Genomic DNA, 14,933 nt, shown 5'->3' on the forward strand with positions numbered 1-14,933 from the left:
CTATTTTACCTTTAATTCATTAATTTCTTCCGCTCTCAACAGATCTTCGTTTTCAATTACAAAAGATTGGTTCCGCCCACCATTCTTTTCAAAGAGTTCAATAACCAGTTTCTTATCATTGGGTATGGTTACCTTATCGATTGCGAACACAGTGCGTTCAGTTTTATTACCTCCCACAGTAGATATAAAATTATAAGCACGAAGCGGATGGATAACCGTTTCCTGTATAGCCGTCTGCTTAGCTACTTTCTTGTCGATTATTTTCATCCTTACAAAATCTATATCGAAAGACACATTAGATGCGTTCTTTATCGAAGTATGCAGATACAGCAGGTTATTATGTGAATATATTCCTTTCAGTAAATATTGGATGCCAAAACGTTTGGAACCGATATGCTTTACTAATCGCTTGTCTGTATTGTAAATGGCCCTGTTAATCAGGTAAACGATTCGCGGCGATTCACTTCCCAGTTCCTTCAGGTAAATGTCCATGCTGTTATTAGGCCTGTTCGTAGCTATACCATCGTGCATAAAGTCTTTCATCTCGATATTTAGCTTCTCCGGCTCATCGGCATATTTCACATTGAAGGTATAGTAGCTACCTTCATTAGTGATAACAGCCATATTAGTCTCCGTCTCAAAGCTCCGAAGAGCAGCTTTTACCCGCAGGATATTTTCTGATGTTCCTGCCTTACCTGCAATAATACGGTTCGAACCTAAGTCCACATACTGAATTGGCGCAGGGAAAATGATATGTACCGTCTTATCGAAAGTTACTTCCAATCCGTATGGTGGTATCATCCGGTCAAAGGTTATCTTCTTCGATAGACCTTCATAATAATCGCCATAAGTCGGCTTAAGTACCTGTTGCAAATCCTCCTGCATCTCTTCCTGCGTTTGATTTACAACCGGAATTGCTTCTTCTGTCTGGGCATTGATGGCTATCGTCGTGATAGCCAACGCAAATAATAAAATGTATTTTTTCATTGTTTTTTACTTTAAATTTTCATTTTTAATTCTCTCATGGCTTTGCTGCTCCCCTCCCTTTGGAGGGGTTGGGGGAGGTGTCACTTGCCTAACTGTTTTTCGGCATTAGCATTACCTTATAGCCGGATTTGAGTGTAACCTTTACTTCCTTAATCTTCTTTTGCATATATGCCGACAAGCCTTGTATAGCTCCTTTTGTCAGGTCAGAGGTCAGTTGCGCGCCTGTACTCTCGGTCATGGTAAAACTTGTACCTACACTATTACCCATATTCGCCAGAATCTCTTTGGCGGCATTCATCTCCAATGAACCGGGAATATAGATACCTCGCTGTCCGTCAGAATCGTAAGTTGACATCTCCACAGGAATAATCGTTCCCTGATATTCGATAGATGATATTTGTATATTCAGCCGCTCGCCCTGAACTTTAGCGACTCCAGTAATGATGGTGTTTTCCGGAATAAGCATTGTTCCGGCCATGAACGGTTCAGTCAAGCGTAAACGGGTAGTCTGCCCGTCTACAACAGTCTGATCATCATGAATAACAGCAGAAATAGTATTTTTCTCCGACACACCCATTTCGCCACCCATTGTATTGAAGCTTGTATTTCTGGGTTGGTCATACATCAGGAAGTAATCTTCATCGGATAATCTTTGGGATAGAGCCGAAACTGTCTGGTTCTGTATATGCCTGATGGGAGCAACTTTTGTCTTTCCATTACCGCTACTCTTCACTGTACCATTGGAAATCCTTTTGCTCAGGCTTTCACTGCTATTATCCTGTTGCACATTCGGCATATATTTAGCTGCCATCTGGTAGGATTTTTCCATTAATTCCAACTGTTCATCCATCTGGCTTTTGGTAGCTTCTTTTTCATTCACTTTAGCTTCCAGTTCTTCCAGTTTCTTTTTCATTTCTTCCTTTTCAGGATCGGCTTTAGGCTGTTCGTAGAAATTGCCCAATGTTTTATTGATATCCTTATAGGCTGAAACAGAATTGTTAATAGGCTCTTTCTTTTCTTGTGGCTTTTGTTCCGGCTCATCGCCGAGGGAAAGAGTCACTTGTTGTTTATCCTTCGTTTCATTTTCCAGAATATCCATATACCCTTGAAGGGACTGCATCCTTTCTTTTTGGTTCTTCTGCATCTGCTCCTGTTCATAGGCATCTTTTTTGTCTCCGATAAGTCCACCACCATCAGGATCGGGTATATCAGCATTAAGCCCGATACTTTCCTGTTCTTTGGCTTTATCCGCATCGGATGGTGCAAATATCAGCCACATACAGCCTGCAAAAACAATCGCCATCAATGCAAATACCGCATACTTTTTAAGCTTTTGTTTTTGCTCCGGGCTTAATCCTCGTTGTTCGCTCATATTCTTTAAATCTTTGTTTGTTAATACTTAAACTGTCGATAGAGTCCTGTCTCATTTTTTGCCGATGCAGATCAAACAGCTCCTCTTCCATTTCAGAATCCATAAAATCAAATTCTTTGCTCTTATTTTGTTCCAGTTCCAATTGCCTGATATGCTCTATTTCCATCTGCTCTTTTTTCTCACTTTCCTTTCCCCAATTATAAATTGTAGAAAATGTAAAATGCAGATTGCCAATAGTCAGTATCAGAAGCATTATCAGAATGGTTACAATCCGTTTATCGGGAGTCAGCTCACCGCACAGGCCTTTGAGCTTATCCTCAAACCAATACCAGACTTCTTTCAATCGCTCTTTCATATCATTTACTTTTCGTGGTTTACCCAAAGTCCCCCTTGGGGGATTTAGGGGGCTGTTTAGCGGGTAAGTACTCTGATATCCTTATTTTCTTTGACCTCGAATCCTTCGATAGTAAATCCATGCGGATTATTATCAGAACGGACAGAATTCAATAACCGGCAATAGGTTATCAAAGAGCGTTCGGTAATATTACTCTCGCGAATAATCATCTGCTTACCATAAGTAGCAACTTGATAAGGATAGACATTCAGGTTGCAGGCCACACTGTCTATCTGTATCATTTGATTGATATTGCCCGATATTATGCGATTATAATATCCTTTTTCTGACAAGTCTTTATAATAATTGAAGGCTGTTTTATCTGACAGGAGCAGTGCCCTGTTGATATTGCTTTCAATAGCCGATTTGTCAGGAGAAAGGGTAAAGAAGAGTTCGTGAAAACGCCTGACGTGTTCCCTTGCTTCCACAGGGCGGTTTTGTGACAAGTCCTGCGAGAGGGCGAGCATCAGTGATTTTCCATTGTCCAATACATATATTTTCTGGCGCTGTGCTTCTGCAAAGTCGTATGCACTATATACGGAATATCCCGTAACAAGAGTACACATACACAGAAACACAATGCCGAAAATGCGGAGTTGCTTAAAACTGGTCTCTATATTTTTTAATGACTTGAATTCCATTATACTAATGTGATAATTTGAAAATGTGCCGATGTGCCAATGATGATTACTGAGCCTGATAATCATTTTTTCATTGGCAAATTGGCATACTAAACCATTGGCTCATTAAGTTATTTCCCTTTCAGCCTTCCCATAATATTTCCGGCAGCAGCACCCGCAGCACCTCCGGCTATTGCTCCGCCTTTGGTTGCCGTCTGATTCACATTCTTACCGAAGTTACCCATGCCACCAGCCGAGATTATCCATCCGGCAACAGTCGGAATGGTAAAGAACCCGACAATACCGATCAGTAGGAATAGGATATAAATAACATCGGAACTATCCAGCGAGAAGTTCGGATCAGTTTCCATCCGGACAATATCAGCTTGCAACATCAGTGATTGGAGCCGGGCTAATATCGTGCTGAACAAATCAGACACAGGCAGCCACAGATAGACCGACACATATCGTGATATCCATTGGGTCAGGGTGGATGAAAATCCGTCCCAGACGGAGATCCCGAAGGCAATAGGACCTAGTATGGCGAGAACAATCAGGAAGAAAGTGCGTATCACATCAATAACCAATGCCGCCGCCTTGAAAATTATCTCCAGCAACTCCCTGAATGCTTCCCGTATCCATTTCTTGGCATTGTACAATCCTTTTTCAATATATAATCCGACTTTCGTTCCCACATCAGTAATACCCAATTCGTCCAGTTTGGCATCCCATATTTCATTATCTACCAGATAAGCTGTTTCGGGATTGCGCCGCATGGCTTCATACTCCATCTTATCCTTTTGCTCTGCATATTTCTGCATGTCGAATGTTTCGGATTGCAGCATACCATGTGTTCCCTGCACAACAGGACTCATAATACTGTTGATAGTACCCAGTACGACAGTCGGGAAAAACATGATACATAGGCCGATGGCAAAGGGACGAAGCAAGGGATAGACATCGATAGGTTCAGCCCGTGACAGGGATTGCCAGACCCGATGGGCAACATAGAACAATGCTCCCAATCCGGCTATTCCTTTGGCTACTCCGGCCATATCGCTACACAAAGGCATCATCTGGTCATAAAGGGTTCGCAGTGTTTCGTGAAATTGATCAAAATCCATATTCTAATAATTTAATGTGAAAATTTGCCAATATGCCAATGTTATTGTTGCTTTGCGCCATTGGCATATCGGCACACTGAGATTACCAGTAACGTTCGTTTGGATTGCCATACAAAGCATTTACCCTTGCAGTCTCGCCTTTTTTCTTCGCTCTGAGATAAGATACTCCGATATTTTTATTAGTATAGTATTTTACCAGATTGCGATACTCCACCATCGAGTCATGGCAGCTATTGACTACATCCATACGATCTTTATCCGAAAGAGATAGGGTACTGATATTGACGACTCCTTTCAATTCGTTTAATACATCGTTACTTTGCTCCAACAATTTGGCATATCCTGTTGCAATGGCATTGAGTTCATCGATGGAATAATTGGGATCTTGCAGCATCTTTTGAAAGTTATTGACATAGATATCGGAGACTTCGCCTACCATCAGTATGGTCTTCTGTACTTTCCTTGCATCTTTGACCAGCTTGTTCACTGCTTTGAGCGCATCGTAGTATTCTTTACCTTGATTATAAACCTTTTGCACCTCTTTAAAATTATTAATCATATTTTTTGCAGTGGAAGAGGTTTCGACAATCTGTTTGCTGGTATTAACAATACTTTGGGTAAAGTTCGACGGGTCCCAGACTGTCCACTGGGCACTGATATTTGTTGTGAAAAGCACAAGGCTTACGCACAACATGAAAAATTTAGCTTTCATATTCAACTTGTTATTAATACGTTAATAAATTATTATTCTCTTTTTGCTAATGCGGATTAAGGGGCCGCCAGTTGCTTTATAGCCTGTTCCATATCTCCTCCCAACTTTTCAGCGAGCCGCATCACTTCGAGTTTCTCGGTCTCTTCAGTGGTATAGGTCAGGTATTCTGATTTACTTACTTCCGTTGCATATACCGCAGATTGCGCACTGCCCAGTCCGATCCACACTTCTTTGTACAATCGGCTTGGATTATTGGACATATTAATGGAAAGAATTTGCGCCCGTTCCTTATCGGTCAGTCCCAGCAAAGACTGTATCGCATCAAACTTGTTCATATACTTACGCTGGTCGAGCAGTATCTTACAATCGGAGTTATTGATAATGGCATCTTTGACTACCGGAGACGAGATAATATCATCTACTTCCTGAGTGACAACAATGGCTTCTCCAAAGAATTTTCGGACGGTTTTGTACAAATACTTTAAATAATCCGCCATATTCGGAGATGAAAGAGCCTTCCATGCCTCTTCGCAAATGAATTGCTTTCGGATACCTTTCAGCCTACGCATCTTATTGATAAATGCTTCCATAATGATAATGGTCACTATCGGAAAAAGGTCGCGGTTCTCCTTTATCTGGTCTATCTCGAAAACGATAAACCGTTTGTTCAGCAAATCCAGTTCCTTGTCCGAGTTCAATAGGAAGTCGAAACGCCCACCTTTGTAGTACTGCCGCAGGGTAGTCAGGAAGTTATTGATATTGAACTCTTCTTTGCCTACCTCAATCTCTCTGCTTTGTAGCTCCACTTTGTATTCATCCCGCATAAACTCATAGAAAGTATTGAAGCACGGTGCAATACTCTTATCCGACTGTATCCGTTTGATATATTCTTCAACAGCACTACCTAGCTCTCCCGATTCGGTCTTTGTGATTTTGTCATCTTCACTTTTCCAAAGGGTCAAAAGCAAAGTTTTTAGACTGTCCTTTTTCTCTACATCGAATTGATTATCATCGGTGTAAAATGGATTAAAAGAAATCGGATTTTCTTCGGTGTATGTGAAATAAATTCCATCTTCGCCTTTCGTTTTGCTGCGAATCATCTCACATAAGCCTTGATAGGAATTACCCGTGTCCACAAGGACAACGTGCGTGCCCTGTTCCCAGTATTGGCGGACAAGATGATTCATAAAGAAGGATTTTCCGCTACCCGATGGACCTAACACGAACTTGTTGCGGTTGGTGATAATTCCTTTCTTCATAGGCAGGTCAGAAATATCCATATGAAGAGGTCTACCCGTTACCCGATCCACCATCTTGATTCCGAACGGAGAAGGCGAGTTCTTATAATTGGTTTCTTCTATTAAGAAACACAAGGCCTGTTCGATGAATGTATAAAAACTCTCTTCACTCGGAAAATCGCCCGCATTACCCGGAATACCCGCCCAGAAGAGTGTCGGCGTATCTACCGTATTATGTCTCGGTTTACATTCCATTAATGCCAGCTGGCTACCGACATCGTTCTTAATACGGGCAAGGTCTTCCCTGTCATCGCTCCATGCCATTACATTGACATGACAACGTACTGAGGTCAATCCAAAGCTATGTGCATCATTCAGATAATCTTCAATCCAGGCTTTGTTTATCTGGTTACTTCTGCTGTAACGGGATAAAGAGTGCATATTTCTCGCTTGCTTCTCGAAACGTTTGAGGCTTTCCGTATGGTCATCAATAAAGATATACTGGTTGACGATATGGTTACAGGAGAGCAATACTCCTATCGGGGCGGCAAAGGACAGGCGGCAATCGCTTCTGTCCGTCGATAGCCGTTCATAACGGGTATCTGTCTGTACTTTTCCCGGCAGGTCTTCTGTATCCGAAAGCGTATGCAGGCAGAGATATTTATCACCGATTTTCATTTCTCCCGCTTTCAGGGTAATATCCTGCAAACAAGTTGTGTCTTGCTGGGACAGGGAGAAATATTTTTCGACAATACCTGCGCCGGAATCTGTGCCAACAATCTCATCGGTTGTAATACGTGTGAGTTTAATAAATCCCGAATCATTAATGATACGCTCGAATTGTCCGACAGCCTCGGTAAACTTTTGGATAGCTTCTTTATCCTGCATTTCTTTGGGAACGATAAAGCCCCGTGTCAGTGCGTTAAAGTTACTTTGCTGGCGTGCCCTCTCTTTAGTGGTCTTTGTCAGGAACAGGTACGAAGTATGGTTCAGGTACGGACGTTCATTGAAATGGCGTTCAAAGCTGCGGGATAGGAAACTGATATCTTCCTTATCCAGTTCTGGTCTGTACTTCTCTTCTACAAACCAGTCCTGACGATGTACCACACAATAGTTAGGCAAAACCTTAATGGCTTTGAGCCATGCCGAGTGCATCGCTTCGTATTCGGCTGATGTTACAGTGAACAGTTCGGGTAGTTCTATCCGATAGGCTACCGACAGATCAGCATCTTTACTCAGAATATAATCATGTTCAACTGTTAACAGGGGGAATTTGCTTTCCAACGTGGCTGCTTTGGCTGTATTTCTCATAAACGAACCTCCTTTCTTTTGTGCTGGAACAGGTTTTCTATCCGCCTGCGATTGATAATGTATTTGGGATGGTTAGCTATGGCTTGCAGCTTCATCAGTCCGAACTCCCCGTATTTATCATTCAGGTGGAAAGTTCCCCAGACAAGGATTCCGGCGGCTGTTCCTCCGAATCCAATACATATGGTTTGGCTAATGCCTATCATATACATGATTACGAAAACCACGAACACAGACAGTAAGCCACCTGCGAAAATGAAGAGATACTGGGATTTCAAACCCTTAAATTCTGCGGGCTTGCCAATCCCTTTGTTGATCGAGTATTCCATTCTTCTTGTTTTAATAGTTGTTGAACTCATATTGATTCTTATTTCTCATTTGAGTTAATAAGAGAGTCTATGACCCTTATAAGAAGAATGAACGGAGGATAGTGGCAGCCACAATCAGAAATATACAGGCTCCGAACCACGAAGCGGCAGTTTTAGAGGTATCAGGATCGCCGGAGCTGAACTTCCCATATACTTTAACACCTCCGATAAGCCCGACGACGGCTCCAATAGCATAGATAAGTTTTGTGCCGGGATCGAAATAACTTGTCACCATATTAGTGGCATCGTTGATACCTTGAAGACCATTACCCTGAGCGAAAATGTTTGCAGTAAAAGCGATGAATATCACTGCAAAGAAAAGAAGTTTCTTTTTCATAAATGATTGTTTTTAGCGTCATGAGGGTGGATAGGCCTCATAACAAGGTTCTACTTTAATTAAATTGGATTTTAGTGGTGGCTTAATCATATTAGCCGGAGTCATAAATCTTCATCTTTTACCGAATAAAATTGTTAATATCAAAATTTTCTAAATCTTTATTTGTGGGAGTATCTGTTTCTACAATTCCATATTTCTTTTCATGAATGTACATCAGATCTCGTATTCTTTCTATCCGCATAGAACTATTTGAAGCAATCTGTTCAACTATATCTGTCTTTCTGTTTTGATAAAGAATTTGTCCGGCTTCTTCTTCATCCTGAACACTTGCTTGCACATCAGATATTACCTTGTCTGCCTTAAGCATATCGTTAACACTAACACCTGATGCAATTTCTGCTTCCGGCCCAAATAGTCCTGTAATCTCTTCCTCTTCAATGAAATCATCCTCATCCGGCTCTTCTTTTTCCAAAGGCGGAACATCCACGTCGATCTCTTCAGGATCATCATGTTCTGTTTCCAAAGAAGGCCCAGCAAAAGTAGATTCTTCTTTAGTATTATCTTTCATGTCTGCTTCTGTTTTTAGAGACGTGACATCATTTGGCAGCAATTGGCTGAGTTGATAATGGCTTTTTCCCAATATAGAGGTAGATTTAGAAGAATCCAATGGCATCTTTTCATGAGGGGTGTCAGTTTCTTTCCTTTGTTTTACTTGCCGGAAGCTATCAATTCCTAATAGGAGCAGACACAATAAAGCTGTTATAACAATAAATAGGATCATGGTCATTCGATTTTGATTAAGTCATCCCGGTCTTGACGATATAATTTGTTTATTTCATCTTTATTTTGTTTGAGATGTTCCCATAGTACCATATCAATATATTCTCCGACAGTCATTTTTACTGCTATAACTTTTACTATTTCAGAGATAATATTATGCAATTCTAAATCTATATATACGCTGGGCCGTTTCGTGTTCTTTTCTTTCCTGCCAAGAAATTCTTCACTGTAACTTCCTTTGGATATCTTTTTTCGTTTCGTTGAAGGCTCATTTACTGTGAAAGGTTCATTATCTTTTTTTGGTAAATCTTGTTCTGATGTGTCTATGCCCGGATTTTTCTTTGCATAAATTGATGCCAGTAATGCATTTTCATCAATATCTTCAGGTATTATCTTTTTACTCATTGTTGATTTATTTTATGATTGATAATAATTCATCGATAAGTTCGTCTAATTTGCAATTTCTAACAAGTTGTTTGTCTGCGGCAAAGAAAGATGAACGAAATACAGGCCTATGTGTGCTTTCCAGTTCATGTCGAAAACATTTTCTTTCAGGAATATAAGTCCTTAACAGTTGCAGCCCCAACTCGGCAATTACATCAGCATATGCATCGTAAAGATTTGAGCGTTCTCTTTTATCCACCAAAGTCCAGAATAAATACAATCCTTTTAAACTGCCCTTATTAATACTAAGGATATTTTCATTTAAAAGGGAAGTAAATTCCAAGGTACTTTCCAACACATAGCGGTCTGCACTTATCGGAGAAAATATATAATCCATTTGGGATAAGGTCATAATTATACCTTTACTATTAAGTGTACCTGGTAAATCGAAGAAGATAAAATCCAGATCAACAGAAGATTCTTCTATCATTTTATTGGCACAACTAATCGCATTCTCTCCGGTCGCGGATTCTACCAGATATGCGTTCAACTCATTTTCCCGGCTAAACTGGTTGTAAGCCATCAGCTTATAATAGTTATCTTCCCTGAGAATTTGCTCTTCCCGTTTTCGCATACCATCAATACTGTACTGCGGATAATCACAGTCAATAACCCCAACCTTATACCCTTTTTCATAATGAAGGTAACTTGCGACAAGAACAGTAAATACGGTTTTTCCAACTCCTCCCTTTTGAGTAGAGAAAGCGATAAATAATGGCTTCTTTTTCATGTTGTAACTTATTTAGTTAATTAAATAGAACTATATTTATTCAGATAATTCTGCATAACAATGCATATATATATTTCCAACTATTGCCTTATCTGAATAAATACTCCCTTTTGTGTATAGCTATTGGTTCAAATCTTTGGTTATATGCATACTCACTAAAGTCGATAAGCGCATACTCACATAATTGTATAAGTACATACTTATGTAAGTATATAATCCCTTAAATATTTATATATACCGATAAGAGCATAATTATTTACATAACCAGTTGTACATCGACAAAAGAAATAATAAATAATAATAACCTTATTATAAAAAAGTTAGGTGACATCATTTGGCTGCTATTGGCATCATTTGGCTACTATCTTCATCGTAATATTCCCATTTAGAGCACCTAACTTTGCAAGCATCAGAGTAAACCCGCTAGTTATGTTACAGACATTCTCATATCGATTAATGTTAATCCATCCCTTTGGGTGGATTTTGGTGTTCGTCAGAACACAGCAAGGTGTGTTTTGAGCTGCTCTGAATAAATTCAGCAGCCCAAAACTCCTTGCCCCGCTCCCCTGAAAGTCGGGAGAAATCTTGCGCCGAAGTTGCAAGATCAGATTTTCGATTTTAATGCAGGTAACGATCTGCGATAACCACTAAATATCCAATAATTATGAACAGAGAAAAACCTTTAAGAAAAAGAAAAGGGGGAAGAATTCCCGTTGATGATCCGGCGGTTTACCGCTATTCGGTTCGTTTTAATAGTGCCAGTCATGCCCGGTTTTTATCTTTATACGAACAGTCCGGGGCGAAAAATAAGGCAGATTTTATCGTATCCCGTGTTTTTGACAGGCCATTTATTGTCACAAAAGTGGATAAAAGTATCAAAGATTATTACATGAGATTGACTACTTTATTCGGTCAATTTCGAGCGATTGGTAACAATTATAATCAGGTAGTCAAAGCTCTTCACTCTAATTTTACGGAGAAAAAAGCACTGGCATTTCTTTATAAATTGGAGAAAGCGACAATGGAACTGGTCGAAATTCATAAGCAAGTGATAGAATTAACGAAAGAAATGGAGACTAAATATCTAAGCAATGGTAGCGAATATTAGTCTTGGAAATTCCCTTTTTGGAGCGTTATCTTACAATCAGGAAAAGGTTGATGATAATCAGGCTAAGATCCTTTGCAGTAATTTAATTATGCAAACTTATGATGGTGAATATAAAACCTCCCTGACATTACGTTCTTTTGAAGACTATCTGAATGCAAATAAAAATACCAAGAAACCAATTGTCCATATTTCTCTGAATCCACACCCGGACGATAAGCTGACAGATGAACAATTTGAAAAAATAGCACAGGAATACCTCGAGAAGTTAGGATATGGAAATCAACCCTATCTTGTATATAAGCACGAAGATATCGACCGTCATCACCTACATATTGTTACTACTTGTGTTAAAGAAAACGGGGAACGGATGAATGGCTCTTTTGAACATAAACGCTCAAAAGATATTACCCGGGAGTTGGAAAAAAAGTACGGATTGCTTCCAGCTGAAAAGGTGCATTATTCTGAAAAAATGCCATTGAAACGAGTCAATCCGAAAGCAGGAAATATAAAGAAACAGGTAGCTAATATTGTCAAAAGCGCAATGAAAAATTACCACTTCCAGAATATCAACGAATACCGGGCTTTACTTTCTTTGTATGGCGTTACCGTTGAAGAGGTTAAAGGGGAAGCAAGAGGAAAATCATACAATGGACTTATATATTCTGCATTGGATAAAAAAGGGAGGAAAACCGGAAATCCATTCAAAGCATCTCTTATAAGTAGAGAGGTCGGTTATGATGCCTTGCAAAAACGGATTACCTTTTCGAAGAAAGATATGAAAGGAAAGTTGTCTTATAACAGGACAAAAACTATTGTTTCATCTTGCCTGATGAATAATTGTTCCCGAAAGCAGTTAGAGAAGGAACTGGCCAAGAATAATATATCTGTCCTGTTCAGGGAGAATGATGATAAACGTATTTATGGAGTAACTTTTATTGACCATCAACAAAAGGTTGTTTTCAATGGCTCACGGATGGGTAAAGAATTTTCCGCAAATACTTTCCAAAGGTTATTTAATGAAGATGTAAAGCATACAAATGATTTTTCGAATGACAAAATATCTAATAATGATTACTCCCAACAACAAGAATCTATAACTGACGCAATTGCCGGAATTTTCTCTATGGAACAACATGGGGATAATTATGAAGAAATTGCTTTTACTAACAGGATGAAACGAAAGAGGAAAAAACCACGCGGTCCAAAATTATAAAAATAAGCCAATATGCAGCCTTAATTGGCATATCGGCACATTATCTAATTAATTAATTAATTTTTATGCAACAGGAAGATGATTTGAGAGGATTAGCCAAAGTGATGGAATTCATGCGGGCAATCAGTATATTGTTTGTTATTATCCATATTTATTGGTTCTGCTACCAGTCCATTCGGGAAATAGGAATCAATATAGGTGTTGTGGATAAAATATTGTTGAATTTTCAGAACACGGCAGGATTGTTTTCTAATATACTTTGGACAAAGTTATTTGCTGTCGTGTTTTTAGGTTTATCATGTTTGGGTACAAAAGGGGTAAAGGAAGAAAAAATAACATGGAGTAAAATATATGTATTCCTGTTTTTCGGGTTTATTTTCTTTTTTCTTAACTGGTGGATATTAGTCTTGCCATTACCATTGGTTGCCAATACAGCAATATATATTTTCACAATGACTATCGGATATATCCTGCTGCTAATGGCTGGATTGTGGATGAGCCGTTTATTAAAGAATAACCTGATGGATGATGTCTTTAATACGGAAAACGAATCATTTATGCAGGAAATGAAGCTCATGGAGAATGAATACTCCATAAATTTACCGACACGGTTCTATTATAAAAAGAAATGGAATAAGGGATGGATAAATGTCGTCAACCCATTTCGGGCAACGATTGTTTTGGGTACTCCCGGTAGTGGCAAGTCTTATGCTATTGTAAATAGTTATATTAGGCAACAGTTAAGTAAGGGATATTCGATGTATATTTATGATTATAAGTTTGATGACCTAAGTACCATCGCTTATAATGAGTTGCGAAAGAATCTTGACAAATTTAAGATTCCTCCTAAATTCTATGTGATAAATTTCGATAATCCGGCAAAAAGTCATCGATGCAATCCGATTGCTCCTGAATTCATGACTGATATCAGCGATGCATATGAGAGTGCATACACGATAATGTTAAATTTGAACAAAACGTGGATACAAAAACAAGGGGATTTCTTTGTGGAATCACCTATAATTCTGCTTGCTGCTATAATTTGGTATTTGAAGATCTATCAGAATGGGAAATATTGCACTTTTCCTCATGCTATTGAGTTTCTGAATAAAAAATATGCGGATACCTTCACTGTTTTGACATCATATCCGGAGTTGGAAAACTATTTATCTCCATTTATGGACGCATGGGAAGGAGGGGCTCAAGATCAGCTCCAGGGGCAGATAGCATCAGCTAAAATACCGTTATCCAGAATGATAAGCCCTCAATTGTATTGGGTTATGACAGGAAATGATTTCTCATTGGATATTAATAATCCAAATGAACCCAAGGTACTGTGTGTTGGAAACAATCCTGACCGACAAAATATTTACTCAGCGGCTTTAGGGTTATATAACAGTCGCATTGTGAAACTTATAAATAAAAAGGGGCAACTCAAATCGTCTGTTATTATAGATGAGTTGCCTACTATCTATTTCAGAGGGCTTGACAATCTGATCGCTACTGCCCGTAGCAATAAGGTTGCAGTGTGTCTTGGTTTTCAGGATTTTAGCCAGCTGAATCGAGATTATGGCGACAAAGAGGCCAAAGTTGTAATGAATACGGTCGGAAATATATTTTCCGGTCAAGTTGTTGGAGAAACAGCAAAAACATTATCGGATCGATTCGGAAAGGTATTACAAAAACGTCAGTCAATGACAATCAATAAGCAGGATAAGTCAACTTCGATAAGCACACAAATGGACTCACTTATCCCACCATCTAAAATATCAAATCTTACTCAAGGTATGTTTGTTGGTTCTGTTTCTGATAATTTTGACGAACGGATTGAACAAAAGATATTTCATGCTGAAATCGTTATAGATAATGCAAAAGTAGCAGCAGAGACAAAAGCTTATCAAAAAATCCCTATTATAACCAATTTTGTTAATGAAGAAGGTCTTGATTTAATGGAGGATGAAATTAACCGTAATTATCGTCAGATAAAACTGGATGTAGGGCAAATTATTGAGGATGAAAAAGAAAGGATTAAAAATGATCCAAAATTACAGCATTTATTGAAAGAATAATCTCTTTAGAGTAAATTGTAAATATATTCTCCTATGAGAATATATTTACAATTGCAATGATGAACCAGTTGCTGCATATATCAAAGAAAGATACTTCATAAGTGCAATGCGCCTTACGTTTAGGGTATA

General features: G+C 39.0%; 15 protein-coding genes. 3 read left to right on the top strand and 12 right to left on the bottom strand.

Going from position 1 to position 14,933, the window contains the following annotated elements:
- The 12 genes from traN to M2448_RS14320 form a co-directional block, all read right to left on the bottom strand.
- Complete coding sequence (gene traN / locus M2448_RS14265; protein WP_163305301.1) at positions 1–987, bottom strand: conjugative transposon protein TraN; 987 nt, start codon at positions 985–987, stop codon at positions 1–3.
- Positions 988–1,075: 88 nt separating this feature from the next.
- Complete coding sequence (gene traM / locus M2448_RS14270) at positions 1,076–2,359, bottom strand: conjugative transposon protein TraM (RefSeq protein WP_163305299.1); 1,284 nt, start codon at positions 2,357–2,359, stop codon at positions 1,076–1,078.
- Positions 2,313–2,714, bottom strand: coding sequence for a TraL conjugative transposon family protein (locus M2448_RS14275; RefSeq protein WP_163305297.1), 402 nt, complete (start codon positions 2,712–2,714; stop codon positions 2,313–2,315). Before M2448_RS14275 ends, traM begins: the two co-directional genes overlap by 47 nt.
- Positions 2,715–2,770: 56 nt before the next feature.
- Positions 2,771–3,394, bottom strand: a complete 624-nt coding sequence (gene traK / locus M2448_RS14280; RefSeq protein ID WP_163305295.1) for a conjugative transposon protein TraK — start codon at positions 3,392–3,394, stop codon at positions 2,771–2,773.
- A gap of 110 nt (positions 3,395–3,504) precedes the next feature.
- Positions 3,505–4,497 (bottom strand): conjugative transposon protein TraJ, encoded by a 993-nt coding sequence (gene traJ / locus M2448_RS14285; protein ID WP_163305293.1) that lies wholly within the window; start codon positions 4,495–4,497, stop codon positions 3,505–3,507.
- Between the two features lie 82 nt (positions 4,498–4,579).
- The gene (locus tag M2448_RS14290; protein WP_163305291.1) at positions 4,580–5,209 is read right to left on the bottom strand and encodes a DUF4141 domain-containing protein; all 630 of its coding nucleotides are present in this window, start codon (positions 5,207–5,209) and stop codon (positions 4,580–4,582) included.
- 56 nt (positions 5,210–5,265) lie between these two features.
- A complete protein-coding gene (locus tag M2448_RS14295; protein WP_163305288.1) occupies positions 5,266–7,758 on the bottom strand; it encodes a TraG family conjugative transposon ATPase in 2,493 nt (830 codons plus the stop codon).
- Entirely contained in the window at positions 7,755–8,084 is a 330-nt protein-coding gene (locus tag M2448_RS14300; protein WP_163305286.1) for a DUF4133 domain-containing protein, read from the bottom strand. Before M2448_RS14300 ends, M2448_RS14295 begins: the two co-directional genes overlap by 4 nt.
- 76 nt (positions 8,085–8,160) lie before the next feature.
- A complete protein-coding gene (locus M2448_RS14305) occupies positions 8,161–8,460 on the bottom strand; it encodes a DUF4134 domain-containing protein (RefSeq protein WP_163305284.1) in 300 nt (99 codons plus the stop codon).
- Between the two features lie 118 nt (positions 8,461–8,578).
- On the bottom strand, positions 8,579–9,247 hold the full coding sequence (locus M2448_RS14310; protein ID WP_163305282.1) for a hypothetical protein: 669 nt from the start codon (positions 9,245–9,247) through the stop codon (positions 8,579–8,581).
- Positions 9,244–9,645: a DUF3408 domain-containing protein gene (locus M2448_RS14315; RefSeq protein ID WP_163305280.1), complete on the bottom strand. Its 402-nt coding sequence runs from the start codon at positions 9,643–9,645 to the stop codon at positions 9,244–9,246. The genes M2448_RS14310 and M2448_RS14315 overlap by 4 nt, the downstream gene beginning before the upstream one ends.
- Before the next feature lie 7 nt (positions 9,646–9,652).
- Positions 9,653–10,414, bottom strand: a complete 762-nt coding sequence (locus tag M2448_RS14320) for a ParA family protein (RefSeq protein ID WP_163305278.1) — start codon at positions 10,412–10,414, stop codon at positions 9,653–9,655.
- A gap of 664 nt (positions 10,415–11,078) precedes the next feature.
- Between M2448_RS14320 and mobA the strand changes: the two genes are divergently transcribed.
- The 3 genes from mobA to mobC all read left to right on the top strand — a co-directional run bounded on the left by mobA (position 11,079) and on the right by mobC (position 14,804).
- Positions 11,079–11,522 (top strand): conjugal transfer protein MobA, encoded by a 444-nt coding sequence (mobA, locus tag M2448_RS14325; protein ID WP_163305276.1) that lies wholly within the window; start codon positions 11,079–11,081, stop codon positions 11,520–11,522.
- Entirely contained in the window at positions 11,506–12,735 is a 1,230-nt protein-coding gene (gene mobB / locus M2448_RS14330; protein ID WP_163305274.1) for a conjugal transfer protein MobB, read from the top strand. The genes mobA and mobB overlap by 17 nt, the downstream gene beginning before the upstream one ends.
- A gap of 65 nt (positions 12,736–12,800) precedes the next feature.
- Positions 12,801–14,804 (top strand): conjugal transfer protein MobC, encoded by a 2,004-nt coding sequence (mobC, locus tag M2448_RS14335; protein WP_163305272.1) that lies wholly within the window; start codon positions 12,801–12,803, stop codon positions 14,802–14,804.
- The last annotated feature ends 129 nt before the right edge of the window (positions 14,805–14,933 follow it).

It is taken from the genome of Dysgonomonas sp. PF1-14 (assembly GCF_029892965.1).
Classification (GTDB): domain Bacteria; phylum Bacteroidota; class Bacteroidia; order Bacteroidales; family Dysgonomonadaceae; genus Dysgonomonas.

Bases quoted from the DNA above. Each gene is read 5' to 3' on its own strand.
- traK (WP_163305295.1), bottom strand. From the start codon at position 3,394: ATGGAATTCAAGTCATTAAAAAATATAGAGACCAGTTTTAAGCAACTC.
- traN (WP_163305301.1), bottom strand. From the start codon at position 987: ATGAAAAAATACATTTTATTATTTGCGTTGGCTATCACGACGATAGCC.
- mobC (WP_163305272.1), top strand. From the start codon at position 12,801: ATGCAACAGGAAGATGATTTGAGAGGATTAGCCAAAGTGATGGAATTC.
- M2448_RS14295 (WP_163305288.1), bottom strand. From the start codon at position 7,758: ATGAGAAATACAGCCAAAGCAGCCACGTTGGAAAGCAAATTCCCCCTG.
- M2448_RS14290 (WP_163305291.1), bottom strand. From the start codon at position 5,209: ATGAAAGCTAAATTTTTCATGTTGTGCGTAAGCCTTGTGCTTTTCACA.
- M2448_RS14315 (WP_163305280.1), bottom strand. From the start codon at position 9,645: ATGAGTAAAAAGATAATACCTGAAGATATTGATGAAAATGCATTACTG.
- traJ (WP_163305293.1), bottom strand. From the start codon at position 4,497: ATGGATTTTGATCAATTTCACGAAACACTGCGAACCCTTTATGACCAG.
- M2448_RS14320 (WP_163305278.1), bottom strand. From the start codon at position 10,414: ATGAAAAAGAAGCCATTATTTATCGCTTTCTCTACTCAAAAGGGAGGA.
- M2448_RS14275 (WP_163305297.1), bottom strand. From the start codon at position 2,714: ATGAAAGAGCGATTGAAAGAAGTCTGGTATTGGTTTGAGGATAAGCTC.
- mobA (WP_163305276.1), top strand. From the start codon at position 11,079: ATGAACAGAGAAAAACCTTTAAGAAAAAGAAAAGGGGGAAGAATTCCC.
- M2448_RS14305 (WP_163305284.1), bottom strand. From the start codon at position 8,460: ATGAAAAAGAAACTTCTTTTCTTTGCAGTGATATTCATCGCTTTTACT.
- traM (WP_163305299.1), bottom strand. From the start codon at position 2,359: ATGAGCGAACAACGAGGATTAAGCCCGGAGCAAAAACAAAAGCTTAAA.
- M2448_RS14300 (WP_163305286.1), bottom strand. From the start codon at position 8,084: ATGGAATACTCGATCAACAAAGGGATTGGCAAGCCCGCAGAATTTAAG.
- mobB (WP_163305274.1), top strand. From the start codon at position 11,506: ATGGTAGCGAATATTAGTCTTGGAAATTCCCTTTTTGGAGCGTTATCT.
- M2448_RS14310 (WP_163305282.1), bottom strand. From the start codon at position 9,247: ATGACCATGATCCTATTTATTGTTATAACAGCTTTATTGTGTCTGCTC.